The organism is Kribbella turkmenica, assembly GCF_004348725.1.
Classification (GTDB): domain Bacteria; phylum Actinomycetota; class Actinomycetes; order Propionibacteriales; family Kribbellaceae; genus Kribbella; species Kribbella turkmenica.
In genome coordinates this window covers 1-22,890 of record NZ_SMKR01000053.1, presented here as the reverse complement: position 1 = coordinate 22,890, position 22,890 = coordinate 1, and the positions used below count along the sequence as shown (strand labels likewise).

25 protein-coding genes are annotated in these 22,890 nt (G+C 70.3%); 13 read left to right on the top strand and 12 right to left on the bottom strand.

The annotated features are described in order from the left end of the window. Window positions 1–14: 14 nt before the first annotated feature. The 4 genes from E1218_RS14490 to E1218_RS14475 form a co-directional block, all read right to left on the bottom strand. Window positions 15–374, bottom strand: a complete 360-nt coding sequence (locus E1218_RS14490; RefSeq protein ID WP_132320252.1) for a hypothetical protein — start codon at window positions 372–374, stop codon at window positions 15–17. Between the two features lie 9 nt (window positions 375–383). Then, window positions 384–593: an acyl-CoA carboxylase subunit epsilon gene (locus tag E1218_RS14485; protein ID WP_233712226.1), complete on the bottom strand. Its 210-nt coding sequence runs from the start codon at window positions 591–593 to the stop codon at window positions 384–386. After that, the gene (locus tag E1218_RS14480) at window positions 590–2,179 is read right to left on the bottom strand and encodes an acyl-CoA carboxylase subunit beta (RefSeq protein ID WP_202866012.1); all 1,590 of its coding nucleotides are present in this window, start codon (window positions 2,177–2,179) and stop codon (window positions 590–592) included. The genes E1218_RS14485 and E1218_RS14480 overlap by 4 nt, the downstream gene beginning before the upstream one ends. Before the next feature lie 67 nt (window positions 2,180–2,246). Next, complete coding sequence (locus E1218_RS14475) at window positions 2,247–2,729, bottom strand: SCP2 sterol-binding domain-containing protein (RefSeq protein ID WP_165949269.1); 483 nt, start codon at window positions 2,727–2,729, stop codon at window positions 2,247–2,249. Window positions 2,730–2,950: 221 nt separating this feature from the next. On the opposite strand from E1218_RS14475, the gene E1218_RS14470 reads away from it, so the two are divergent. The 3 genes from E1218_RS14470 to E1218_RS14460 all read left to right on the top strand — a co-directional run bounded on the left by E1218_RS14470 (window position 2,951) and on the right by E1218_RS14460 (window position 7,108). Continuing rightward, on the top strand, window positions 2,951–3,577 hold the full coding sequence (locus E1218_RS14470; protein ID WP_132320248.1) for a TetR/AcrR family transcriptional regulator: 627 nt from the start codon (window positions 2,951–2,953) through the stop codon (window positions 3,575–3,577). A gap of 97 nt (window positions 3,578–3,674) precedes the next feature. Continuing rightward, window positions 3,675–6,302 carry a phosphoenolpyruvate carboxylase gene (locus E1218_RS14465; protein ID WP_132320246.1) on the top strand — a complete coding sequence of 876 codons (2,628 nt, stop codon included), beginning with the start codon at window positions 3,675–3,677 and terminating at the stop codon, window positions 6,300–6,302. Next, the gene (locus E1218_RS14460; RefSeq protein WP_132320244.1) at window positions 6,302–7,108 is read left to right on the top strand and encodes a biotin--[acetyl-CoA-carboxylase] ligase; all 807 of its coding nucleotides are present in this window, start codon (window positions 6,302–6,304) and stop codon (window positions 7,106–7,108) included. The genes E1218_RS14465 and E1218_RS14460 overlap by 1 nt, the downstream gene beginning before the upstream one ends. Here E1218_RS14460 and E1218_RS38395 read toward each other — a convergent pair. Both E1218_RS38395 and E1218_RS14455 read right to left on the bottom strand, forming a co-directional pair. Continuing rightward, on the bottom strand, window positions 7,105–7,212 hold the full coding sequence (locus E1218_RS38395; RefSeq protein ID WP_456073677.1) for an MFS transporter small subunit: 108 nt from the start codon (window positions 7,210–7,212) through the stop codon (window positions 7,105–7,107). The two genes, E1218_RS14460 and E1218_RS38395, sit on opposite strands and share 4 nt — an antisense overlap. Next, window positions 7,209–8,603, bottom strand: coding sequence for an OFA family MFS transporter (locus E1218_RS14455; protein WP_202866011.1), 1,395 nt, complete (start codon window positions 8,601–8,603; stop codon window positions 7,209–7,211). Before E1218_RS14455 ends, E1218_RS38395 begins: the two co-directional genes overlap by 4 nt. A gap of 168 nt (window positions 8,604–8,771) precedes the next feature. On the opposite strand from E1218_RS14455, the gene E1218_RS14450 reads away from it, so the two are divergent. Further along, complete coding sequence (locus E1218_RS14450; protein WP_132320242.1) at window positions 8,772–9,371, top strand: PH domain-containing protein; 600 nt, start codon at window positions 8,772–8,774, stop codon at window positions 9,369–9,371. Window positions 9,372–9,389: 18 nt separating this feature from the next. Here E1218_RS14450 and E1218_RS14445 read toward each other — a convergent pair whose 3' ends face one another. Then, window positions 9,390–10,241, bottom strand: coding sequence for a helix-turn-helix transcriptional regulator (locus E1218_RS14445; protein ID WP_165949268.1), 852 nt, complete (start codon window positions 10,239–10,241; stop codon window positions 9,390–9,392). Window positions 10,242–10,311: 70 nt separating this feature from the next. On the opposite strand from E1218_RS14445, the gene E1218_RS14440 reads away from it, so the two are divergent. Next, entirely contained in the window at window positions 10,312–11,124 is an 813-nt protein-coding gene (locus tag E1218_RS14440; protein WP_132320238.1) for a phytanoyl-CoA dioxygenase family protein, read from the top strand. A 50-nt stretch (window positions 11,125–11,174) separates the two neighbouring features. On the opposite strand, the gene E1218_RS14435 is transcribed toward E1218_RS14440, so the two are convergent. Further along, a complete protein-coding gene (locus E1218_RS14435) occupies window positions 11,175–11,735 on the bottom strand; it encodes a GtrA family protein (RefSeq protein ID WP_132320236.1) in 561 nt (186 codons plus the stop codon). A gap of 153 nt (window positions 11,736–11,888) precedes the next feature. Between E1218_RS14435 and E1218_RS14430 the strand changes: the two genes are divergently transcribed. From E1218_RS14430 to E1218_RS14420, 3 genes are all read left to right on the top strand, one after another. Further along, window positions 11,889–13,061 (top strand): 5-(carboxyamino)imidazole ribonucleotide synthase, encoded by a 1,173-nt coding sequence (locus tag E1218_RS14430; RefSeq protein WP_233712225.1) that lies wholly within the window; start codon window positions 11,889–11,891, stop codon window positions 13,059–13,061. Window positions 13,062–13,071: 10 nt separating this feature from the next. Further along, the gene (purE, locus tag E1218_RS14425; RefSeq protein WP_132320232.1) at window positions 13,072–13,575 is read left to right on the top strand and encodes a 5-(carboxyamino)imidazole ribonucleotide mutase; all 504 of its coding nucleotides are present in this window, start codon (window positions 13,072–13,074) and stop codon (window positions 13,573–13,575) included. A 73-nt stretch (window positions 13,576–13,648) separates the two neighbouring features. After that, on the top strand, window positions 13,649–14,869 hold the full coding sequence (locus tag E1218_RS14420) for an MFS transporter (protein WP_132320230.1): 1,221 nt from the start codon (window positions 13,649–13,651) through the stop codon (window positions 14,867–14,869). Between the two features lie 41 nt (window positions 14,870–14,910). On the opposite strand, the gene E1218_RS14415 is transcribed toward E1218_RS14420, so the two are convergent. Further along, window positions 14,911–16,248, bottom strand: coding sequence for a UDP-glucose dehydrogenase family protein (locus tag E1218_RS14415; RefSeq protein WP_202866010.1), 1,338 nt, complete (start codon window positions 16,246–16,248; stop codon window positions 14,911–14,913). Between the two features lie 135 nt (window positions 16,249–16,383). On the opposite strand from E1218_RS14415, the gene E1218_RS14410 reads away from it, so the two are divergent. Then, on the top strand, window positions 16,384–17,547 hold the full coding sequence (locus E1218_RS14410; RefSeq protein ID WP_132320228.1) for an acyl-CoA dehydrogenase family protein: 1,164 nt from the start codon (window positions 16,384–16,386) through the stop codon (window positions 17,545–17,547). Between the two features lie 64 nt (window positions 17,548–17,611). Here E1218_RS14410 and E1218_RS14405 read toward each other — a convergent pair whose 3' ends face one another. Then, a complete protein-coding gene (locus tag E1218_RS14405) occupies window positions 17,612–18,049 on the bottom strand; it encodes a TIGR03618 family F420-dependent PPOX class oxidoreductase (RefSeq protein WP_132320226.1) in 438 nt (145 codons plus the stop codon). 102 nt (window positions 18,050–18,151) lie between these two features. Between E1218_RS14405 and E1218_RS14400 the strand changes: the two genes are divergently transcribed. Beyond that, on the top strand, window positions 18,152–19,369 hold the full coding sequence (locus E1218_RS14400; RefSeq protein WP_132320224.1) for a GNAT family N-acetyltransferase: 1,218 nt from the start codon (window positions 18,152–18,154) through the stop codon (window positions 19,367–19,369). A 195-nt stretch (window positions 19,370–19,564) separates the two neighbouring features. Here E1218_RS14400 and E1218_RS14395 read toward each other — a convergent pair whose 3' ends face one another. Further along, window positions 19,565–20,536 carry a glutamate-cysteine ligase family protein gene (locus E1218_RS14395; RefSeq protein WP_132320222.1) on the bottom strand — a complete coding sequence of 324 codons (972 nt, stop codon included), beginning with the start codon at window positions 20,534–20,536 and terminating at the stop codon, window positions 19,565–19,567. A gap of 56 nt (window positions 20,537–20,592) precedes the next feature. Between E1218_RS14395 and E1218_RS14390 the strand changes: the two genes are divergently transcribed. Both E1218_RS14390 and E1218_RS14385 read left to right on the top strand, forming a co-directional pair. Beyond that, entirely contained in the window at window positions 20,593–21,066 is a 474-nt protein-coding gene (locus E1218_RS14390) for a MarR family winged helix-turn-helix transcriptional regulator (protein WP_132320220.1), read from the top strand. Window positions 21,067–21,090: 24 nt separating this feature from the next. Then, window positions 21,091–21,717 carry a hypothetical protein gene (locus E1218_RS14385; RefSeq protein WP_132320218.1) on the top strand — a complete coding sequence of 209 codons (627 nt, stop codon included), beginning with the start codon at window positions 21,091–21,093 and terminating at the stop codon, window positions 21,715–21,717. Here E1218_RS14385 and E1218_RS14380 read toward each other — a convergent pair. Continuing rightward, window positions 21,653–22,237: an ArsR/SmtB family transcription factor gene (locus tag E1218_RS14380; protein WP_132320216.1), complete on the bottom strand. Its 585-nt coding sequence runs from the start codon at window positions 22,235–22,237 to the stop codon at window positions 21,653–21,655. The genes E1218_RS14385 and E1218_RS14380 overlap by 65 nt on opposite strands. Window positions 22,238–22,294: 57 nt before the next feature. On the opposite strand from E1218_RS14380, the gene E1218_RS14375 reads away from it, so the two are divergent. Further along, window positions 22,295–22,873: a dienelactone hydrolase family protein gene (locus tag E1218_RS14375; protein WP_132320214.1), complete on the top strand. Its 579-nt coding sequence runs from the start codon at window positions 22,295–22,297 to the stop codon at window positions 22,871–22,873. Window positions 22,874–22,890 lie beyond the last annotated feature (17 nt).

Below are 22,890 nucleotides of genomic sequence, written 5' to 3'. Positions count from 1 at the left end.
GCACGGCCGAACGACTAGGCGGTCAGGCCGGACTTCTTGTCGAGGAGTTGAAGGAGGTCGTGGGCGGCCAGTTCGACGGCCTTGTGGCGCCACTCGGAGGCGCGGTAGACCGAGGCGATCAGGGCGGAGCGGTGGATCCGGCGGAAGTCGCCGACGACGAAGCCGTAACGGGCCTTGGTCTCGTCCGCCGGGCCGACGGTGAGGCCGAGGTGCCAGGCGGCGTACTCCTCCCAGCTGTGGTTCGCCAGATAGGTGTTCTGGTCGTCCGCCCGGGGCTGCACCTCACCCCAGTCGCTGTCCAGCACGTACTGCCGGCCGTCGATCAGTCGTTTCGCGTGCTCGACGGCCGCGGGGTTGACCTCGTACTTGGCCATGGCCAAGTGTTACGGGTAGGCGGACGCCCGCCAACGACCCGGGCCCGGGTGGAAGGGCTGCCGGGCGTGCCGCCAGTACGTCGCCCAGTCGGACGCCCGGTCCGGTTCGGCCGGTACGGCGGCCGCCGCGGAGCGGGCCGCGAGCACCGCGACCAGCGCGGCGAGCTCCTCCGGAGTCGGCTCGCCCTTGACGACCTGCAACCTCGGCTGCTCGTTCACAGTGGGATGTTCCCATGCTTCTTCGGCGGCAGGGTGTCGCGTTTGGTGCGGAGCAGGCGGAGCGCCCGGACGATCTCCGCGCGGGTCTCGCTCGGCTTGACGACCGCGTCGATGTACCCGCGCTCGGCCGCGACGTACGGGTTCGCCAGGTGGTCCTCGTACTCGGTGATCAGCTGCTTGCGGCGGGTCTCTGAATCACCACCGGCGTCCGCGACTGCAGCCAGTTCCCGGCGGTAGAGGATATTCACCGCGCCCTGCGCGCCCATCACCGCGATCTGGGCGGTGGGCCAGGCGATGTTCATGTCCGCGCCCAGGTGCTTCGACCCCATCACGTCGTACGCACCGCCGTACGCCTTGCGGGTGATCACGGTGATCATCGGCACGGTCGCCTCGGCGTACGCGTAGATCAGCTTGGCGCCGCGGCGGATGATGCCGTTCCACTCCTGGTCGGTGCCGGGCAGGAAGCCGGGGACGTCGACGAAGGTCAGGATCGGCAGGTTGAACGCGTCGCAGGTCCGGACGAACCGGGCGGCCTTCTCGGACGCGTCGATGTCCAGCGTGCCGGCGAACTGCAGCGGCTGGTTCGCGACCACCCCGACCGGGCGGCCCTCGACCCGGCCGAACCCGACGATCATGTTCGGCGCGAACAGCGCCTGCACCTCGAGGAAGTCGCCCTCGTCCAGCACCGCCTCGATCGCGGTGTGCATGTCGTACGGCTGGTTCGGCGAGTCCGGGATCAGCGTGTCCAGGGCCAGATCGGTCTCGGTCACCTCCAGGTCCGCGTCGGCCTCGTAGACCGGCGGGTCCTCCAGGTTGTTCTGCGGCAGGTGACCGACCAGCGACTTCACCCACTCGATCGCGTCCTCCTCGTCGCTGCCGAGGTAGTGCGCGTTCCCGGACTTGGTGTTGTGCGTCCGGGCGCCGCCGAGCTCCTCCTGGGTGACGTCCTCGCCGGTGACGGTCTTGATCACGTCCGGCCCGGTGATGAACATGTACGACGACTCGTCCACCATCACGGTGAAGTCGGTGACCGCGGGGGAGTAGACCGCGCCGCCCGCGCACGGGCCCATGATGAGGGAGATCTGCGGGATCACCCCGGAGGCACGGACGTTGCGGCGGAAGATCTCGCCGTACAGGCCGAGGCTGACCACGCCCTCCTGGATCCGGGCGCCGCCGGAGTCGTTGATGCCGATCAGCGGGCAGCCGATCTTCATCGCCAGGTCCATCACCTTGACGATCTTCTCGCCGAACACCTCGCCGAGGCTGCCGCCGAAGACGGTGAAGTCCTGCGCGAACACACACACCTGCCGGCCGTCGATGGTACCGAAACCGGTGACCACGCCGTCGCCGTACGGGCGGTTGGCGTCCAGGCCGAAGGCGGTCGACCGGTGCCGGGCGAACTCGTCCAGCTCGGAGAAGGAGCCCTCGTCCAGCAGCAGCGCGATCCGCTCCCGGGCGGTCTTCTTCCCGCGCGCGTGCTGCTTCTCCACCGCGCGCTCCGACCCGGCGTGCACGGCCTCGTCGAGCCGCTGCTCGAGGTCCGCGATCTTCCCGGCGGTGGTGTGGATGTTCACGGTCTCTCCCATAATCGGGCAGCCTAACCGGGTGCACCCCGCGGCGTGCTGTGACATCCACCGCAACACGGGGTCACCGTCAGTTGGGACCGACCACGAAGATCTTGGCCAGCCGGGCGGCCAGGGCGAGGTCGCCGCGGACCGAGAGGCGTTGCTTGAGCACGGCGAGGACCGGGTCCTCGGTGCCGGTGACCACCCGCAGGAGGGTGGCCGGATCGGTGCGGACCGAGATGTCGGCGGCGTCGGGTTCCTCGTCGAGGAGGGTGCAGCGCCCGTCGCCGACCCGGATCCAGAACGCGTCCACGTCGCCGGCCGGACCGGACCCGCCCGCCCCCGTGACCTGCCAGGCGACGACGGCGTCGAACCCGGCGGCGCGGGCGGGTCGGAGGTACTCCGGCATCCGGCGGAAGATCTCGCGCAACGCGATCTCCCGCACTCCCCCGATGAGCCGATGCCGAAGCTCCCGCTCCGACGTCCGGTCGACCAGCCGGGCCAGTTCGCACGCGTCCAGCGAGGTCAGCCCGACGGACTCCAGCCAGCCGGCACCGCCTCGCCCCGTCATGAGGCCTCCCGGCCCGGACCGAACAGCGGAGGGAACGCAGCGACTGGAGCGACGAGGGAAGGCCGGGGGCCACAGCCCGATGGCGTACCGCGCCGGAGGCGCGGCATCCGTAGGGTCATGGCGACCTCCCCGAAGGTGTCGGAACCCGGACCGTAGGCGCATGCCGGAGCGGGTTCCTACCAGACCGTAGGAACTTCCTACGATCTGGTAGGTTTTGTCAAGTGGTGGAGGACGGAGGACCGCGTCGCCGCGCGGCCCATCTGGGCCCCGAGCGCCGGCGCCCGATGATCCTGGACGCCGCCCTCGAGGTCTTCTCCGAGAAGGGCTACGCCGGTACGACGATGCAGTCCGTGGCGGACGCCGCCGGTGTCACCAAACCGGTCGTCTACGACTGTTTCGCCAACCGCGACGAACTCCTGCTGGCGCTGCTCGCCCGCGAGGAGCAGCACCTGGTCATCTCCATCGTCGCCGCGCTGCCGGCCGACCCGAGTGTCGGCACCCCCGAGCAGCATGTGCTCGACGGCCTGACCGCCTTCCTCACGACCGCCGCGCAGCACCCGCGGTCCTGGCGGATCGTCTTCGGCGCCCAGTACGGCGCTGCGCCGGTGGTCGCCGACCGGGTCCGGGCGGCCCGTGCCTTCCTGGTCGAAGGCCTGAGACTGACCCTGATGAAGTCCCTGCCCGGCGTCACCGACCCGGACGCGAACCTGCCCGTCCTGGCCGAGTTGCTCGCCTCGATGACCGAGGCCAGCGCCCGCATGCTCGTTGTCGACGGCACCGAGCGGACTCCCGCCGAGCTGGCCGCGGTCGTGTCCCGGGTGGTCGGTGGCGGCTTCGGCAACGTCTGAGGCTTACCGAGAAGTAGCTGATCGTGCGGTCACGATCGGGCTTCCAGCAGGCGGACTATGCGGCGGACGCGTGCGGCCGCCGATAGGGTGGGCGAACGTGACCGAGACCGGTAGTGAGACCCGTACCCGCGCGCGGTTCGAGGTGCCCGAGGCACTGCGGGCCGACGTGCGCCTGCTCGGCGAGATCCTCGGCAAGGTTCTGGTGGAGTACGCCGGCCAGGCGCTGCTCGACGACGTCGAGAAACTCCGCGAGCTCACCATCGCCGGTGACGGCGCCGCGGCCGAGCAACTGGTTGCCTCGTGGCCGCACGAGCGGGCCGAGGACGTCGCCCGGGCGTTCACCTGCTACTTCCACCTGACGAACCTCAGCGAGGAGCTGCACCGGGCCCGCGTGCTGCGCGAGCGCGACCGCGCCGGCAGCGCCGCGGTGGTGTCCGAGCTGGCCCAGGCGGTCGAGCAGATCTCCCGGGAGAGCGGCGAGCAGCAGGCCCGCGCCCTGCTGAACGGGCTGGAGTTCCGCCCGGTGCTGACCGCACACCCGACCGAGGCCCGGCGCCGCGCCGTGCTGGCCACCATCCGGCGGATCTCGTCGCTGCTGGAGGAGCGGACCGATCCGCGGGCCGGCGACAGCGAGCTGGCGGAGAACCAGCGCCGCCTGATCGAGCAGGTCGACATCCTCTGGCGTACGTCGCAGCTGCGCACCAGCCGCCCGTCACCGCTGGACGAGGTCCGGTCCGCGATGGCGGTGTTCGAGGAGACCCTGTTCGATGTCGTCGGCAACGTCTATCGCCGGCTCGACGACGCTTTGGCCGGCGACGCGGCGGGTACGAAACTGCCGGTGGTGGCGCCGTTCGTCCGGCTCGGCTCCTGGATCGGCGGCGACCGCGACGGCAACCCGAACGTCACGGCCGCGATCACGCGCGAAGCCATGCAGATCCAGGCCGATCACGTCCTGCGCGCCCTCGAGCAGGCCACGGACGCGCTCGGCCGCGCGCTGACGCTGGACGCGGCGACCACACCGCCGTCCGCGCCGGTCCGCCGCATCCTCGAGGACGCTCGCGCGGTCAACCCCGACCTGATCGCGGACATCGAGACCCGCTCGCCGTCCGAGCCGCACCGCCAGCTCCTGCTGCTGGCGGCACGCCGGCTGGCCGCAACGCGGGCACGGGACGCCGACTTCGGGTACCCGCGGGCAGCTGACTTCCTGCACGAGCTGAAGGTCCTGCAGGACTCGTTGGTGACCGCAGGCGCTCCCCGGCAGGCGTACGGCGAGCTGCAGCAGCTCATCTGGCAGGTGAACTCTTTCGGCTTCCACCTGGCCGAGCTGGAGGTCCGTCAGCACTCGTCCGTGCACACCAAGGCGCTGGAAGAGGTGCTGAGCGGTGGTGAGCTCTCCGACCAGACCGAGGAGGTGCTCGCGACGCTGCGGGTGATCGGCCAGATCCAGCAGCGCTTCGGCCCCGAGGCCTGCCGCCGGTACGTCGTCTCGTTCACCCGCAGCGCCGGTGATCTCGCAGCGGTCTACGAGCTCGCGGACGCCGCCATGGACGGCCGTCCGATCGAGCTGGACGTCGTACCGCTGTTCGAGACCGGTGAAGACCTGCAGAACTCGGTGGAGGTGCTGGACAACGCGATCCAGCTCACCCGGGTCCGGCACCGGCTGACCGCCAACGACCGGCGCTTCGAGGTCATGCTCGGGTACTCCGACTCCGCCAAGGACGTCGGGCCCGTGTCGGCGACACTCGCGCTGTACGACGCGCAGGCGCGGATCACCGCGTGGGCGCAGCGCAACGCGATCCGGCTGACCCTGTTCCACGGCCGTGGTGGTGCGCTGGGTCGTGGCGGTGGTCCGGCGAACCGCGCCGTACTCGCGCAGGCTCCGGGCTCGGTGGCCGGTCGCTTCAAGCTCACCGAGCAGGGGGAGGCGATCCCGGCCCGGTACGGCAACGCGGCGATCGCGCAGCGGCACATCGAGCAGGTGACCGCGGCGACGCTGCTCGCGTCCACTCCGGCGGTGGAAGAGCGGGCGGCCGCGGCGGCGAACCGGTTCTCGGTCGTGGAGAAGACGCTCGACGAGGCCGCACGGACGGCGTACCACCGGCTGGTGAAGGCGGACGGGTTCGCGGAGTGGTTCGGCCGGGTCACTCCGCTGGAGGAGCTCGGACAGCTGCCGCTCGGATCGCGTCCGGCCCGTCGTGGTGTGGCGGTCTCGTCGCTGGAGGACCTGCGGGCGATCCCATGGGTGTTCGCGTGGTCGCAGGCCCGCGTGAACGCGCCCGGCTGGTACGGCCTCGGCTCGGCGCTGGCCGCGGTCGGGGACATCGCCGTACTGCGTGACGCGAATCAGAACTGGCCGCTGTTCCAGGTGATGCTGGAGAACGCCGAGATGTCGCTGGCGAAGACCGACCGGCGCATTCTCGGCCGCTACCTCGAGCTGGGCGACCGTCAGGACCTGACGCAGCTGATGCTGGACGAGCACGCGCTGACGACCGAGTGGGTGCTCAAGGTGCTCGACCAGGACCGTCTGCTCGCCGGACGCCGCGTGCTGGGCCGTGCGGTCGAGTTGCGCAACCCGTACGTCGACGCCCTCAGCTACCTGCAGTTGCGGGCACTGCGCACGCTGCGGACCGACGACTCGTTGGACGAGGAGCAGATCATCCGGACCAGGCGACTGCTGCTGCTGACCGTGTCCGGTGTCGCTGCCGGCCTGCAGAACACCGGCTGATGTTCAGCGACCTGGAGCGGCCGCCCCTCGACGCACGCTTCCTGCGGGGGCGGCTGGTGCGGCCTGGCTCGCTGTGGACGCAGATCGACGTACTGGACGACACCGAGTCGACCAACGCCGTCGTTGCGGCTGCCGCGCTTGCGGGCGCGTCCGAGGGACTGGTGGTCACTGCGGAGCATCAGTCGTCGGGGCGAGGGCGGCTCGGGCGCACCTGGACCACACCGCCGCGTTCTGCCCTGCTCACCTCCGTGCTGCTGCGTCCGACCGCTGTGGCCGCCGCTCGTCTGCCTTGGCTGGGTTTGCTCGTGCCGTTGGCCGTCGCGGCCGCCGTTCGGCGGGTGGGGGAGATCCCGGCCCGGGTGAAGTGGCCGAACGACGTACTCGTGGAGGACCGCAAGCTGGCCGGCATCCTGCTCGAGCGCGTGGACGGACCGGCCGCGGTGGTCGGCTTCGGGATCAACGTGACCCTGCGGGAGTCCGAGAAGCCGCATCCGGGCGCCACGTCACTTGCCCTCGAGAAGGCCGCCACGACCGACCGGGTGACGGTCCTCGCCGCCGTGCTGCGAGAGCTCGCGACGCGCTACCAGACCTGGGCCGATGCCGACGGGGATCCGGCCACGATCCTGCCGGAGTACCGCGAGCTGTCCGCGACGCTCGGCCGGCTCGTCCGGGTGGAACTGCCCGACGGCACCTTCCTCGAGGGCAGGGCACGCGACCTGGACAACGACGGGCGGTTGCTCGTGGACACCCCCGGCGGCGCACGACCGCTGGCCGCGGGGGATGTCACCCACCTCCGGACGAGCTAACTGGTGAAGATCTTCGCCGCGGTGATCAGCGTCTGCACGACGCCGTAGCCGAGCAGTACGGCGACCAGCAGCCAGGAGATCACCAGGCGTGGGGTCTGGTTCATTTCGCCGCCTCCATCGCCGGCTCGGACCGCTCGTGGAACCGCTCCGCGACCGGGCGGATCAGCAGGTTGGCGACGAAGCCGACGGCCAGGACGCCGACCATCGTGAACAGCGCCGGCCGGTACGCCTCGGCCGTCAGCGTGCCCGGCTTGCCCTCCCGGTCGAGGAACCCGTTGATGATCAGCGGGCCGGCGATCCCGGCCGCGGACCACGCGGTCAGCAGCCGGCCGTGGATCGCGCCGACCTGGTAGGTCCCGAAGAGATCCCGCAGGTACGCCGGTACCGTCGCGAACCCGCCGCCGTAGAACGACAGGATCACCGCCGCCAGCAGGACGAAGATCGCCGTGCTGGTGTGGCCGACCGTGGCCAGCAGGAAGTAGGCGACGATGCCGACGCCCAGGTACACCGCGTAGATGGGCTTGCGGCCGATCACGTCAGACGTGCTCGACCAGCCGAACCGGCCGGCCATGTTGAAGATCGACAGCAGGCCGACGAAGCCGGCCGCCGCGGCCACCGCGACCGACGACGTGCCGTCGCCGCCGCGGAAGAAGTCCTGGATCATCGGGCTGGCCTGCTCGAGGATGCCGATGCCCGCGGTCACGTTGCAGAACAGCACCACCCACAGGCACCAGAACTGTGGGGTCCTGATCGCGTTCGCGGCGGACACGTGGCTGGTTGTGACGAGGGCCCTCTGCCGCACCGACGCCGGGTCGAAACCGTCCGGCGTCCAGTCGTCGGCGGGCACCCGGACGGTGAACACGCCGAACATCATGATCACGAAGTAGCCGATGCCGAGGGTGAGGAACAACGCCACCAGGGCACCGCCGCCGGCCACCGACGCGCTGTTGCCGGGATCGTAGTTGTCGTCGTACAGGCTGAGCAGTTGACGCGACAGCGGGCTGGCGACCAGCGCGCCGCCGCCGAAGCCCATGATCGCCAGGCCGGTGGCCAGGCCGGGCCGGTCCGGAAACCACTTGATCAGCGTCGACACCGGGGAGATGTAGCCGATGCCCAGGCCGATGCCGCCGATGACGCCGTACCCGAGGTAGGCGAGCCAGAGCTGGCCGGTGCCGATGCCGAGGGCACCGACCAGGAAGCCGGTGGCCCAGAAGCAGGCGGACACGAACATCGCCTTCCGCGGACCGTTGCGCTCCACCCAGGTGCCGCCGACCGCGGCCGACAGCCCGAGCATCACGATCGCGATGCTGAAGATGACCCCGATCGCGGTCTGGCTGGTGTCGAAGTGCTTCACCAGCGACGTCTTGTACACGCTCGTCGCGTAGGCCTGGCCGATGCACAGATGCACGGCGAGTGCGGCCGGGGGGATCAGCCAGCGGCTGTAGCCCGGTGGAGCGACCGTGTGCTCCCGATCGAGTACCGACAGAATCGCCATTTCGGCTCCTTGTCCCGGCCCCCCGACAGTTACCCCTCGCGCATACTGGCGCACTGTATGCATTTTGTGAAGAGTTCAACCATATGTGGGCCCGGGCCGGCAGCCGCCGTCCACAGGTCTCCGTGTCGGGGCAGGACAACCGAACCCGGGAACTGTGACACTGGGGGCATGGCGATCTCGGCGAAGTTGTTGGGCGAGGACGAGTACGTCGTCGTCAGCACCCGGACGCACTGGAAGGCGCTGATCTTCCCGGTGTTCGTGCTGCTCGTGGTGGCGGGCGCGGGTGGTTTCCTGGCCGCGGTCGTGCCGTCCGGCAGCCTGCAGACGCCGGGCCGGATCGCGATCCTCGCGGTCGGGGTGGTGCTGCTGCTGACGTTCGCGGCCAAACCGTTCCTGAACTGGTTCTTCTCGACCTACACGCTGACCAACCGCCGCCTCATCACCCGGCACGGCATCCTCACCCGGACCGGCCGGGACATCCCGCTGATGCGGATCAACGACGTCTCCTACGAGCACGGCCTGATCGACCGCATCCTCGGCTGCGGCACGCTGCACATCGAGTCCGCCGGCGAACGCGGTCAGGTCGTCCTGCCCGACGTACCGCAGGTCGAGCACGTCCACCTGCAGATGTCCGACCTGCTGTTCGGCGGCCCCGAGGGCCGGCCCGGTGACGGCGTCCTCGACGACGAGGAGCCGCCCGACCACCTGCGCCGGCGCACGCGGCCCGAGCCGGATTCCGAGACCCTGTTCAGCTCCGACGACAAGTAGCCGACGTCCGGGTCGTGGTCAGGTGACGCCGGGAGCCGGGCGGCCGGTCGCGCGGTAGGCCGTCGGGGTGGTGCGGGTGAGTTGGCGGAACGTCCGGGCGAAGTGCTGGCTGGAGCTGAAGCCGAGGGTGTGCGCGATGGCGGTGACGGTCAGGTCGGTGGACTCGAGGAGCTGGCGCGCGCGGTCGATGCGGCGCTCGTTGAGGTAGCGGTGCGGCGGCTGGCCGAGGTGGCCGGCGAACAGTTCGGCCAGGTACGACGGGGCCAGGCCGACCCGGTCGGCGAGCCGGCGGAGGGTCCACCGTTCCTCGAACTCCTGATCCAGCAGCCGTTTCACCGTGCGCACGGCGGGATGCATCGCGAGTTGCGGAGCCGCGGTCGGTGCCATCGCCCGGCTGACCGCCAGCACCAGGTGGTCGACCGCGAGGCTCAGTCCGGTCTCGGCGTACTCGTAGCGCGTGGTCAGCTCGCGGACCAGGTGCGCGAACGCGTACGCGAGCTCCCCGGCCTCGCGGTGTACGACGGTTGCCGGCCATACCGCGGCCAGCGACGGGTGTCGCCGTACGACGGGATCGAGATCGACCGCGGCGAAGTAGAAGTGGTGATTGCCGGACCGCGCGGCCAGGTGGTGCCGGAGCTTCGGCGGTACGGCGAACAGGTGGCCGGGCTGGAGCAGGTAGCTTTGCTCGCCGGCCACCCACCGGGTGACGCCGTGCAACTGCAGGTAGATCTCCCACACCGGGTGCTCGTGCGGCTCGATCAGGAACCGCTCCGGGACCCACTGCTCGCCCGCGTGCACGAGGCCGCTCACCGGGTCGTGCAAGTCCGCGTGGAAGCCGGCGCGAAGGCCGTCCGGTCGGCTCAGAGACACCTGAAGATTGTGTCCAGTCGCCTGAACATCGGCAACGCCACGACCGTCACCCGTTCCTAGGGTCAACGGCATGCAGCCAGGAGCAGCTGACATCGCCTTCTACCGGGAGTACGGCTACTGGATCTCGCCGGTGATCCTGCCGGCCGACGTGCTCGACGCGGCCGAGCGTGGGATGGAGCGGTTCTACGCCGGCGACCATGACCACAAGCTCCCCGACCTGCCGTCGACGCGCGGGTGGCAGCCGTCCGACGGCGACGTGCTCCGGAAGAACGACTACGCGTCGCTGCGGGTCGACGAGTTGGCGGCGCTGGTCCGGCACCCAGCGATCGGTGCGACCGCGGCCGCGCTGTCCGGAGCCGAAGGGATCCGGCTCTGGCACGACCAGCTCCTTCGCAAGCCCGTCGACCGCCCGGGCGGGTCGGCCCGGGTCGGCTGGCACACGGACCGGCAGTACTGGCAGTCGTGCACGTCGGACAACATGCTGACCGCCTGGGTCGGCTTCCACGACGTCGACGAGGTCAACGGCGCGGTCTCGTTCCTGCCCGGCAGCCATCGGTGGGACGTCTCCGGGCTGGACTTCTTCTCCCAGGACAGCGAGGCCCTGGATGCCGCGCTGGTCGCCCAGGGCTTCGATCCGACGCCGGTCATACCCCGGATACGTCGCGGGCAGGTCAGCTTCCACCACTGCCGCACGGTCCACGGCAGCTCCGCCAACCGCGGTGCCGAACCCCGCCGGTCCCTCGCCATCCACCTGCAGCCCATCGACAACCGCCACCGCCCCGGCGCGACGCACCCCAACGACACCCTCGTGCGCACCGACCCGACCGGCACCCCCGACTACACCGACCCCACCATTCAGCCAGTCCTCTGGCCCTCAACGTAGAACGGCGCCGACCCGGTGGGGTGGCGCCGTTCTCGGGCGTTCGGCTAGCGCTAGCGGACGGCTGGTAGGTCGCCGGTGGTTTCGCCGTCGAGGGCTGCGGGGGAGTCGGGGGCCGGGGTACGTTCGGCCTCCTCGAGCTCGATCTCCTCCTTGAAGACGAACTTCCGGTAGGACCAGAAGCGGAAGAGCGTGCCCAGCCCCAGGCCGATGACGTTCGCGGAGATGTTGTCCGCCAGCCAGCTGTGCAGGTCCAGCACGTAGCGGGAGAAGCCGAGGCAGGCGGCCGCGATCAGCAGGCCGATCCCGTTCAGGACGAAGAACAGCACGTACTCACGGTGCAGCCCGGAGCGCTCGCGGTGCCGCCAGGTCCAGTGCCGGTTGCCCAGGTACGTCGCGATCGTCGCGGCGGTCACCGAGATGAACTTCGCGGTCAGCGGCTTGTGGTGCAGCATGCCGACCCCGGAGTCGGCGATGACGAGGGGGTTGTTGAACACCAGCCAGTTGTAGATCGGAAGGTCGACGGCCATACCGAGCAGACCGACCAGACCGAACTTGGCCACTTCGTGCACAAGGTGCTCGACCTGGCGATACAGCGTGGTGACAAGCTTCAACGGTCTCCGGAACCTTCTGTGATCACACCGCGACGGGAGGGCAGCTTCCCACGGTACCCGGCGATCGGCCCGCGGCCGAAATTCCCGCGCGTCCCCAGCGCGCCACCGTGGTCGCTGCGGGCGGGGTGAGGTATGGACATTAGGCTCCTGCCTGTGAAGTTCTCTCGGAAGGACCTCCCCGTCGGTACGCCGGTGGTCGGGATGGTCGGCGGCGGGCAGTTGGCCCGGATGACCCAGGAGACCGCGGTCGCGCTCGGCATCCAGCTCCGGGTGCTGGCCGAGGGCCCGGCGGTGTCCGCGGCCCAGGCCGTCGCGGACGCGCCCGTGGGCGACTACAAGGACCCGGAGACCGTACGGCGGTTCGCCGCCGAGTGCGACGTGGTCACCTTCGACCACGAGCACGTTCCGACGGACCTGCTGCAGTCGCTGGAGGCGGACGGGATCACGGTCCACCCTGGACCGGACGCACTGGTGCACGCCCAGGACAAGGCGGTCATGCGCCGCCGGCTGGACACCTTCGACGCGCCCTCGCCGGCCCACCAGGTGGTCGAGACGCCGGCCGACGTCGAGGACTTCGCCAAGCGGGTCGGCGGCTTCCCGGTGATCCTGAAGACCACCCGCGGCGGGTACGACGGCAAGGGCGTCTGGTTCGTCGACGGCCCGGACGACGCGGCGATCGGGACGGCTTTCGCGAGCGGCGTACCGATCCTGGCCGAGGAGAAGGTCGACTTCGTCCGCGAACTGTCCGCGATCGTGGCCCGCTCGCCGCACGGCCAGGCGGTCGCCTACCCGATCGTGGAGTCGGTGCAGAAGGACGGCATCTGCGTCGAGGTCAGCGCGCCCGCGCCCGGTCTCGCGCCGGAGAAGGCGGCGCAGGCCCAGCAGACCGCGTTGACGATCGCCGGCGAGCTCGGCGTGGTCGGCATCCTCGCGGTCGAGATGTTCGAGGCCCGCGACGGCCGCCTGCTGGTCAACGAGCTCGCGATGCGCCCGCACAACACCGGTCACTGGTCGATCGACGGCGCGATCACCTCGCAGTTCGAGAACCACCTTCGCGCCGTGCTCGACCTGCCCCTCGGGTCGCCGGCCGCGCGAGCGCCGTACACGGTGATGGTGAACGTGCTCGGCGGCGACGTCGACGACATGCACCGCGGGCTGCTGCACTGCCTGGCCCGCGACCCGGCGCTGAAGGTGCACTTGTACGGCAAGTCCGTGAAGCCCGGCCGCAAGGTCGGCCACGTCACCGCGTACGGCGACGACCTCGAGGACGTCCGCGAACGCGCCCGGCACGCGGCCGCGTACCTGACCGGCGCCATCGACGAGTAGGGACTGCGGCATGACTGTTGGAATCGTGATGGGGTCGGACAGCGACTGGCCGACGATGAAGGCCGCGGCCGAGGTGTGCGTTGAGTTCGACGTGCCCTTTGAGGCAGATGTGGTGTCGGCGCACCGGATGCCGGCCGAGATGATCGACTACGGACGGTCAGCGCACGAGCGGGGTCTCAAGGTTCTGATCGCGGGCGCCGGCGGTGCCGCGCACCTGCCCGGCATGCTGGCGTCGGTGACTCCGCTGCCGGTGATCGGCGTACCGGTGCCGTTGAAGTACCTGGACGGGATGGACTCGCTGCTGTCCATCGTGCAGATGCCGGCCGGGGTGCCGGTGGCGACGGTGTCGATCGGGAACGCGCGGAACGCGGGGCTGCTCGCGGTCCGGATCCTGGCCGCGTCGGACGCCGGGCTGCGCGACCGGATGATCGCCTTCCAGGAGTCGCTGGCCGATGTGGCCCGGGCCAAGGGCAGCACGGTCCGTGACGGCGCCGCAGAGCTCCGTAAAGGCTGATCGCAGCCGGTTTCCACAACCTGCAGCCGGGTAGCCGTGTGATCCCCACCGATGTCGTCTAAGGTCATCGATCGTGACTCCGCCCGCTGAATCGGATACGCAGCGCATCCCGGTCCGCTACTGGATCTGGCTCTTCGGTGCTGCCGTGTCCCTGCTCGGCGACCTGACGATGACGTTCGCCATCGGCTGGTCCGCCAGCCAGCACGGCGGCCGGGTCGCCGGGTTGGTGCTGCTCCTCGCCGCCGCCCCCCGGGCCGCCCTGCTGCTGGTCGGCGGCGCGGTCGGCGACCGGTTCGGCGTCCCGCGCGTCCTGCTGGTCAGTTGCGTGGCGATGTTCACCGTGACCGCCGCGCTGGTCCCGGCCACGCTGGCCGCCGGCGAGCCGGTCTGGCTGCTGCTCGCCCTCGCGCTCGTGGTCGGCGTGATCGACGCGTTCTTCCTGCCGTCGTCCCGCTCGATGCCGCGACTCCTCGTCCCGCCGGAGCAGGTGCCCCGGGCCCTGGCCAGCTTCCAGGTCACCGGAGTCGTCTTCGCGGTCACCGGTACGGCGGTCGGCGGCGTACTCGTCAGCTGGGCCGGCCTCACCGCCGCCGCCGGCTTCGACGCCCTCACCTTCGCCGTCATGATCCTCGTCCTCATCCTCCTGCGGAAGACTGTCGCACCCCACGGCTCGAAGACCGCCGGCATGTTCCGCTCCATCGCCGACGGCGTCCGGATGGCGTTCCGGCTGCCCCTGACCCGGGCACTCCTGATCACCATGACCGTGGCGGCGGGTCTGCTGATGCCGATGGATGCGCTGCTGCTGCCACTGCTGGCCCGCCATCACGAGTGGGACGCGCAGACGGCCGGTCTGCTGATCGCAACCCGAAGCCTCGGAGTCGGTCTGGTGTCCATCCGGATCCTCATGAAGGGTGCCTTCAGCCGGCCAGGCATCGTCGCGATGACCGGCCTGCTACTCGCCGCCATCGGATTCGTGGGGTTGTCCGTGGTGACCCCGTTGCCGCTCGCGATCGCGGCCGCGATCCTCAGCGGCGTCGGCGTCGGCACCTTCACCGGCCACGTGCTGCCCCTGCTGATGAACTCCGTCGAACGCGACTACCAGTCGCGCCTCCAGTCGGTCATCGTTCTCTGCCAGAGCCTCGCTCTGGTGGTCATGAACCCGGTCCTGGGCAGCTTGGCGGACCTCGACGGCTTCGGCATCACCGGTGTGTGCTTCGGTATCGGAATCGCTACTGCCGGGATCGGGCTGATCGCACTCAGCCGCCCGGTCATCCGCAACGCCACCGTCGATTGAGCCGCGCGGAACCTGCGCTTCCGGGCGGCTCGGGATCTGTCTCAGGGCTTACCGGGCGCGCGGTAGGTCCAGCCGGCGGCACGCCAGGTGTCGGCGTCCAGGAGGAGGCGGGCGTCGACCAGGGCGGGGATGGCGACTACCTCCTTCAGGGTGGTCGGGTCGAGCTCGCGGAACTCCGGCCACTCGGTCAGGTGGAGGACGGCGTGGGCGCCCTCGCAGGCCTCGAGTGCCGAGCCGGCGTACCGCAGCGTCGGGCGCACCTTCCGGGCGTTCTCCATCGCCTCCGGGTCGTAGACGGTCACGTTCGCGCCGTGCAGCTGGATCCGGCCGGCCACGTCGAGCGCGGGCGAGTCGCGGACGTCGTCCGTCCCGGCCTTGAACGCGGCCCCGAGGACGGTGACGTTCCGGCCGACCCACTCCGCCCCGAGCACCTCGTGGGTCAGGTCGACGATCCGGGCCCGGCGGTGCTGGTTGATGTCGTCCACCTCACGCAGCAGCGTGATCACCTCCTCGACCCCGAGCTCCCCGGCCCGGTGCATGAACGCGCGCAGGTCCTTCGGCAGGCAGCCGCCGCCGTACCCGGGGCCGGCGTTCAGCATGCCGCGGCCGATCCGCCGGTCGTACCCGAGCGCGTCGGCCAGCTGGGTGACGTCCGCGCCGGTCGCGTCGGCCATCTCGGCGAGCGCGTTGATGAACGAGATCTTGGTGGCCAGGAAGGCGTTCGCGCCGCCCTTCACCAGTTCCGCGGTCGGCCGGTTGCAGACGACCACCGGCGTACCCTCGGCGATCGGGGTGGCGAAGACCTCGCGCAGCCTGGCCTCCGCGGCTGCCGATTGCACGCCGAAGACCAGCCGGTCCGGGCGCAGGGTGTCGTCGACCCCGTGCGCCTCCCGGAGGAACTCGGGCTGCCAGGCGATCTCGACCGCCGTACCGGCCGGGGCCTCGGCGTGGAAACGCTGCTCGACGAGTTTCGACGTACCGACCGGGACCGTGGACCGGCCGACCACCAGGACCGGCCTGGTCAGCAGCGGGGCGAGCATGTCCACGACCGAGTTGACCTGGGCCAGGTCGGCCGCCTCGCTGCCCTCGAGCTGGGGGGTGCCGACGCAGATGAAGTGCACGTCCGCCCAGTCCGCGATCTCGCGGTAGTCCTTGGTGAACCGCAGCCGGCCGGAGTCGACGTGCTTCTTCAGCAGCGGGTCCAGGCCGGGTTCGTACAGCGGCGCCTTGCCGTCGTTCAGCAGCTTCAGCCGGTGCTCGTCGATCTCGACACCGATCACGTCGAAACCGAACTCGGCCATCCCCGCGGCGGTGTTCGCGCCGAGGTAGTTGGTACCGATCACCGCGATCCGCAGTGGGCGGGAGGTCGCTTCACTCATGTCGGGGACTCTACCCATCCTGGTTATCAGCCGGTGACCGGCTCATGTCCACCGCTCCACCAAGCTGTGCGCTGTTGGTCACTTTCGGCGTACGACGCCCTCCGCTCACGGGTTGTTCGTCGTACAGTGCGACTCGTGAGTAACTCATTCGAGCTGTACGCGCTGTCCGAGGAGCACCAGGCGATCCGGGAGGCCGTCCGCGACGTCTGCGATGCCAAGGTCGCCCCGCACGCCGGTGACGTGGACGAGCTGGCCGAGTTCCCGAAGGCGTCGTACGACGCGCTGAAGGCGTCCGACTTCCACGCGCCGCACATCCCGGAGGAGTACGGCGGCGCCGGGGCGGACGCGCTCGCGACCGTGATCGTGATCGAGGAGGTCGCCCGCACCTGCGCGTCGACCTCGCTGATCCCGGCGGTCAACAAGCTCGGATCGCTGCCGCTGCTGCTGTCCGCGGCGGACGAGGTCAAGCAGCGCTACCTGCCGCCGGTGGCCGCGGGCGACGCGATGTTCTCGTACTGCCTGTCGGAGCCCGAGGCCGGCTCGGACGCCGCGTCGATGAAGACCCGGGCGGTGCTCGACGGCGACCACTACGTGCTGAACGGCGTGAAGCGCTGGATCACGAACGCCGGCGTCAGCGACTTCTACACCGTCTTCGCGGTCACCGACCCGGACGCGCGGTCGAAGGGAATCAGCGCGTTCGTGGTGGAGAAGGCCGACGAGGGTGTCTCGTTCGGCGCGCCGGAGAAAAAGCTCGGCATCAAGGGCTCCCCGACCCGCGAGGTGTACCTCGACAACGTCCGGATCCCCGCCGCCCGACTGGTCGGCGCCCCGGGCACCGGTTTCGGCACCGCGATGGCGACCCTGGATCACACCCGGGTGACGATCGCCGCGCAGGCGCTCGGCATCGCGCAGGGCGCGCTGGATTACGCGCTCGGGTACGTGCAGGAGCGCAAGCAGTTCGGCAAGGCGATCGCGGAGTTCCAGGGGCTGCAGTTCATGCTCGCCGACATGGGCATGAAGATCGAGGCCGCCCGCCAGCTCACCTACGCCGCCGCCGCCCGCTCGGAACGTGGCGACTCCGACCTGACCTACTTCGGCGCCGCCGCCAAGTGCTTCGCCTCCGACGTCGCGATGGCCGTCACCACCGACGCCGTCCAGCTCCTCGGCGGCTACGGCTACACCCACGACTACCCGGTCGAACGCATGATGCGCGACGCCAAGATCACCCAGATCTACGAAGGCACCAACCAGGTCCAGCGCATCGTCATGGCCCGCCAACTCCTCAAGGGCCTCGGCTGACCGGTCAGAAGTCGATCCAGGCGGCGAGCAGCCGCGACGACCTGGTTGTGAGCCGCCTGCGGCTTCAGGAGCCGTAGATCCGGTCGGGCCGCACGAAGACGGCTGCGCGGCGCTCGGCCGCCATCACCCGGTCGTACTCGTCCCAGTCGTCGTGGGTTCCGCCGGCGGCGGTGAAGATCTCGCGCAGCATCAGCCGGAGCCGCTCGGCGTCGACGCCCGGATGCGTGTCGTCGGGCCCGATGATCGCGCCCTGCCCTTCGACCGCCGCCCACCTCCATCCCGAGCGCACCGTCATGGTGATCTGCCGACGTACCCGGAGGTTGCGCAGCTTGACCTTTCCGTAGGTCACGAACGCGACGACGGGCTCGCCGTCGATCGGGTGGTCCAGAACGCCGAGGTTGACCACGGACGACTGGATGGTGTGGTCGGCGCGCACCGTCGACACGACGGCAAGTCCCTGCTCCGCCCGGGCGAGGGCGGCGAACTCGTTCAAGGTGATCACGCAGACATCACATCCGGTACTGCGCCACGGTGCCAGTCCTCGCCGTACCTTTGTGATCCCGGACCACCGGTTGTTGTCGGCGGGCCGTGTCAGGATGCGGGAATGACCGGATACGACATTCGTACGGCGGTGGCCGCGGACTACGACGAGTTTCTCGCGCTGTTCGGCGGCGCCATGATGTTCGAGATGCGCCCGGACGATCTGGGCCGGCAGATGTTCGAGCCGGACCGTGCCCTGGTCGCGGTCGACAACGACGAGATCATCGGCACGACCAGAGCGCTGACCCGGGACCTGTCCGTGCCGGGTGCGGTGGTGCCGGCCGCGCACGTGACCGCGGTCGGGGTCAAGCCGATCCATCGGCGGCGTGGGGTGATGGCCGGCCTGATCAGCCGGCAGTTGCGCGAGGTGCCGGAGGCGATCGCGGTGCTGTGGGCGAGCGAGCCCGGCATCTACGGCCGGTTCGGGTACGGCGCTGCCGCGTTCGACGTGTCGTACGAGGTCGATCTGCACCGGGTCGGTCCGCGGGCCGTGCGGACGCGGCCGGGCGAGCTGGGCGAGCTGCCCGCCGACGACGCCGGGAAGCAGTTGGCGCCGCTGCTGCGCAGCTTGCAGGAACACCGGCCGGGCGTTTCCGGGCGCTCCGAGCTCGGCTGGCAGAAGCACCTGCAGGACAAGCCGGACAGCCGCGACGGGAAGACCGCGCGCCGGATCCTGGTGCATCGCGACGAGACCGGCACCATCGACGGCTACGCGCTCTACCGCGGCAAGCTGAACTGGGAGTCGAGCGGTCCGGCCAACGAGGTATCGCTGGAGGAGCTGGTGGCGCTCGAGCCGACGGCGTACCGGGTGCTGTGGCATCACCTGCTGACGATGGACCTGTCCGCCAAGCTCGGGTACGGGTACGCCGCGCTGGACGAGCCGGTGCAGCAGCTAGTGACCACTCCGACCGCGCTGGGCCGGCGGGTGACCGAGTCGCTCTGGGTTCGGGTGACGGACGTCGCCCGCGCGCTCGGTGACCGGCGGTACGCCGTTCCGGTCGACGTCGTCCTGGAGGTGACCGACGAGCTGATCCCGGCGAACTCGGGCCGCTACCGGCTGACGGCCGACGGTCCGCACACGCCGGCCCGCTGCGAACGGACCGAAAATCCGGCCGACCTGGTCCTGTCCGTCACGGAGCTCGGTGCGGCGTACCTCGGCGGCAGGCGGCTCGCCGAGTTCGCCGCGACCGGCCGGGTCATCGAGCACACTTCGGGTGCCCTGGCCACGGCCGGTGCGGCCTTCGGCTGGCCGGTCCTGCCGGTCAGCATCGAGATCTTCTGACGAACGGTTCGTTGTCAGCGCGGTGATGCTGATGTACTCGGCCGCGTTGCCGCGTACGCGGATCGCGACCCCGAGATCCTCCGGCTGACGGCACAGAGGTCGTGGCCGGGCTGCTCGCTCGCGTGCACCAGCCGATGGCGCGTCGATCCCCGGCCAGCAGCCCGGTGAGCGGATCGGTGACGAACAGGATGTCGTTCATGCGACCAGGATCAGGTCGGGAACCAGCTCGCGACCGCGAGCGGCGGTGGCCGGATCGCCGGCCGCGGCCGAACGCCAGTGTTCAGCCAGCTGCGCACATTCCGGCTCGAGTGCCCGCAGAGCCTGCCGACGGCGGTCGTCGTCGTACACCAGACTCGTCAGGGCGCTGACGACCGGGCCGATCGCGGCCGGCTCCTGGACGTCGAGGAAGCGGACCTCGAGGTACGTCGACCGCGGCCGCACCGGCGGGAACATCGTGGTCAGGTGCTCGGCCGGTCCGCCGGTGGTGAAGACGGCCGCACCGGCGGCGAACGCCGTGTACGCCGCGACCGGGTCGTCACCGGACGACAGCCGGTCGTCGAAGCCGGTCCGGGCCGGGTCGGCGTCGAGCCAGGTGGTGAGCCGGCCCTCGCGGCCCGTGCTCCGGGCGAACGCCGCCGCCAGGAACGGGCCGGCGAGGTTGAGGACCCGCCACTGCTCGGCGCCGGCTCGGCCGGGCCACCAGTCGAGGCACACCTGGGTGGAGGCGGTCCGCCGCATCATCCGCCGACCGGCCGGGCCGATCGAGTCGAAGTGCCGGTGCATCGCGACGTACCGCGGGGTGGTGAGTTGCAGCGGGACCTCGTGCTCGGGTCGCGGGTCGACCGGGAGCGCGTACGTGCTGATGTGGGCCGCGGTCAGGTGGCCCTGGAGGTCGTCGGTCAACGTCCGGACCTGTGCGGCCGGATCGGGCGAGCACGGCAGGCTCAGCTCGAGCTGGCCGCCGGGCTCGAAGCTGACGTACGGCGCGACCAGGGCGGACGCGGCCGCCGCGCGGACCCGCTCGATCGGTACGGCGGCCCCGGTCGTGCTGTCCGCGACCAGGAGCTCCTGCTCGACGGCGACCCGGACGGTACGGCGACGGCCCTGCGCGAACAGGTCGGCGACGAGCGGCCGGAGAGCGGCGTGCCCCAGCTCCTTGGGATTCATCAGACCTCCTGATACTGTAAGGATACCTGTCGAAATATTGAAAGGAATCCTTACGGATGTCAAGAGGCGAACTGCCCCGGCTCGACCGGAAGCCGTTCATCGCCCTGGTCGATCGGGCCAACCGGGCGCTGCAGGCGGACATGGTCCGAACCGGGCACCGCGACGGCCATCCGGAGCTGAAACCGGCCCACAACCTGGTCTTCGGAACGCTCAGCCGCAACGGTTCCCGGGCGGCCGACATGGCCGCGCGCGCGGGCATCACCCGGCAGTCGATGGGTGAGGTGATCCGGGAGATGGTCGGCCTCGACATTCTGGAGATGCGTCCCGATCCCGAGGACGGCCGCGCCAAGCTGGTCACGTATTCCGACCGCGGCATCGCGGTCGCGGCGGACGGCTACAACCATCTCAAGGACCTGGAGGAACGCTTCGCCGCGGAGTTCGGGGAGGACGACTACAACACCGCCCGCGACGTCCTCGCCCGGATCGCGGACCTTCTCGACCGCTGGTTCGAGGAGCAGGCGGCGAGCTAGCACTGCTCACGGGGGGAGATCCCGATGACAACAGGAGAGTTGACAAGGCCGGGCCAGGAAATCACCGCCGGTCCGATCAAACTGGTCGCCCTGGGTGGTCTCTGCGGCCTGGCCTGGGCGGCCGGACTGCGCGGCTTCATGGCGCAGGTCGCCGGTGACGAGTCGGGGGTCACCTGGGTCGGCACCTTCGTCTGGATCCTGCTGCCCGGCGTGCTCACCGGCGGTCTGCTGGGGTGGGCCGAGCATCTCCGCCGGACCGGCGGGCGGCCGCACCGGCGATGGCTGCTCCTGTCGCCGTTGCTGTTCACCGCACTGCTGGCCCCCGATCCACTCGGCGTGCTGGAGAGCGGTCTCGGCGGTGGCGCGATCGGAGTGCCGCTCTACGGCATCCTCGGCGGCTATGCGATCGCCGGGCGCGGCCGGCGGGTGCCGAGGCTGATCGCGGGCCTGCTGGCGCTGAGCGTCGTCCCGGTCTGGGCGTTGACCGTCGGATTGTTCGCCCCGCACCTCACCCTGGACACTCCGGCCGGGCTCTGGGTCGCCCTGTACTACTACTCGTTCATGGCGCTCCTGATGCTGGCCTGCACTATTCCCCTTCGGCCGGTGGCGGCAGGGTCGGATAGTCGAGGATCGGGTAGAGGCCGACGGTGAAACCGTAGGTGGTGTCACCGGCGCGGGGGAGCCGGTCGAAGTCGTGGACCAGGCGGTCGACCTGCTGCCAGAACTCCGCGGCGCGTTCCTCCGGGATGCGGGCGTGCCGGATGAACGACCGCAGTTGGCCCGCGTCGTACGCCGGGGTCGACTCCTTCGCGGCGACCTCGAAGTCGTTGAAGTCCGGGGGCAGCGGTACGCCGTCCGGGCCTGAGCGGCCCAGGCCGACGTAGAACATCCGTGCGGCCCGGCCGTAGAAGCGTTCCTCGATCGCCCGCACCCGGCGGGTCCGGACCACGCGCAGGATGCCGGCGTCGGTGAGCACCTTCACGTGGTGGGCCACGGTGCTCTTCGGCCGCTTGACCGCGGTCGCCAGCTCGGTCACGGTCGCGGCCCGCTCGTGCAGCAGGCCGAGGATCGTCGTCCGCAGCGGGTCGCTGATCGCGCGGACCTGCTCGGCGGTGGTGAGCTCGATGGTCTCCTCGAGCTCGTAGTCCGGCACCGGAGTATTGATCGACATGGTCGGATTAGACTAGCATCGCGGAACGTTCGAGATATTTGGATCATTGGAGCGATCATGGCCGAGGTTGTGCTGTACCACCACGCGCAGGGACTCACCGACGGGGTGAAGTCCTTCGCCGACGAACTTCGGCAGGCCGGACACACCGTCCACCTGCCCGACCTGTACGACGGACATACCTTCGCCACCCTGGACGAGGGCATGGACTACGCGCGGACCACCGGTTTCGCGACCGTCACCGAGCGCGGGCTCCGCGCGGTCCAGGAGCTTCCGGAAGCGATCGTCTACGCGGGCTTCTCGCTCGGAGTGATGGCGGCGCAGCAGTTGGCCCAGACGCGTCCCGGTGCGCGCGGCGCGTTGTTCTACTACTCCTGCGTGCCGGTCGAGGAGTTCGGCACGTGGCCCGACGGTGTGCCGGTCCAGATCCATGGCATGGACGAGGACCCCTTCTTCACCGAGGAAGGCGGTGACCTCGACGCCGCCCGTGCGCTGGTCGCGTCGGCCGGCCAGGCCGAGTTGTTCCTCTACACGGGCAAGGAGCACCTGTTCGCGGACTCGTCGCTGCCGGGGTACGACGCGGAGGCGGCGGCGCTGACGACGAGGCGCACCCTGGACTTCCTGGCGAAGGTGTCCTGACGAGAGGCCGGCCCGGT

Bases quoted from the DNA above. Each gene is read 5' to 3' on its own strand.
- E1218_RS14450 (WP_132320242.1), top strand. From the start codon at position 8,772: ATGGCGATCTCGGCGAAGTTGTTGGGCGAGGACGAGTACGTCGTCGTC.
- E1218_RS14375 (WP_132320214.1), top strand. From the start codon at position 22,295: ATGGCCGAGGTTGTGCTGTACCACCACGCGCAGGGACTCACCGACGGG.
- E1218_RS14380 (WP_132320216.1), bottom strand. From the start codon at position 22,237: ATGTCGATCAATACTCCGGTGCCGGACTACGAGCTCGAGGAGACCATC.
- E1218_RS14440 (WP_132320238.1), top strand. From the start codon at position 10,312: ATGCAGCCAGGAGCAGCTGACATCGCCTTCTACCGGGAGTACGGCTAC.
- E1218_RS14415 (WP_202866010.1), bottom strand. From the start codon at position 16,248: ATGAGTGAAGCGACCTCCCGCCCACTGCGGATCGCGGTGATCGGTACC.
- E1218_RS38395 (WP_456073677.1), bottom strand. From the start codon at position 7,212: ATGAACCAGACCCCACGCCTGGTGATCTCCTGGCTGCTGGTCGCCGTA.
- purE (WP_132320232.1), top strand. From the start codon at position 13,072: ATGACTGTTGGAATCGTGATGGGGTCGGACAGCGACTGGCCGACGATG.
- E1218_RS14455 (WP_202866011.1), bottom strand. From the start codon at position 8,603: ATGGCGATTCTGTCGGTACTCGATCGGGAGCACACGGTCGCTCCACCG.
- E1218_RS14480 (WP_202866012.1), bottom strand. From the start codon at position 2,179: ATGGGAGAGACCGTGAACATCCACACCACCGCCGGGAAGATCGCGGAC.
- E1218_RS14385 (WP_132320218.1), top strand. From the start codon at position 21,091: ATGACAACAGGAGAGTTGACAAGGCCGGGCCAGGAAATCACCGCCGGT.
- E1218_RS14400 (WP_132320224.1), top strand. From the start codon at position 18,152: ATGACCGGATACGACATTCGTACGGCGGTGGCCGCGGACTACGACGAG.
- E1218_RS14460 (WP_132320244.1), top strand. From the start codon at position 6,302: ATGTTCAGCGACCTGGAGCGGCCGCCCCTCGACGCACGCTTCCTGCGG.
- E1218_RS14490 (WP_132320252.1), bottom strand. From the start codon at position 374: ATGGCCAAGTACGAGGTCAACCCCGCGGCCGTCGAGCACGCGAAACGA.
- E1218_RS14390 (WP_132320220.1), top strand. From the start codon at position 20,593: ATGTCAAGAGGCGAACTGCCCCGGCTCGACCGGAAGCCGTTCATCGCC.
- E1218_RS14475 (WP_165949269.1), bottom strand. From the start codon at position 2,729: ATGACGGGGCGAGGCGGTGCCGGCTGGCTGGAGTCCGTCGGGCTGACC.
- E1218_RS14395 (WP_132320222.1), bottom strand. From the start codon at position 20,536: ATGAATCCCAAGGAGCTGGGGCACGCCGCTCTCCGGCCGCTCGTCGCC.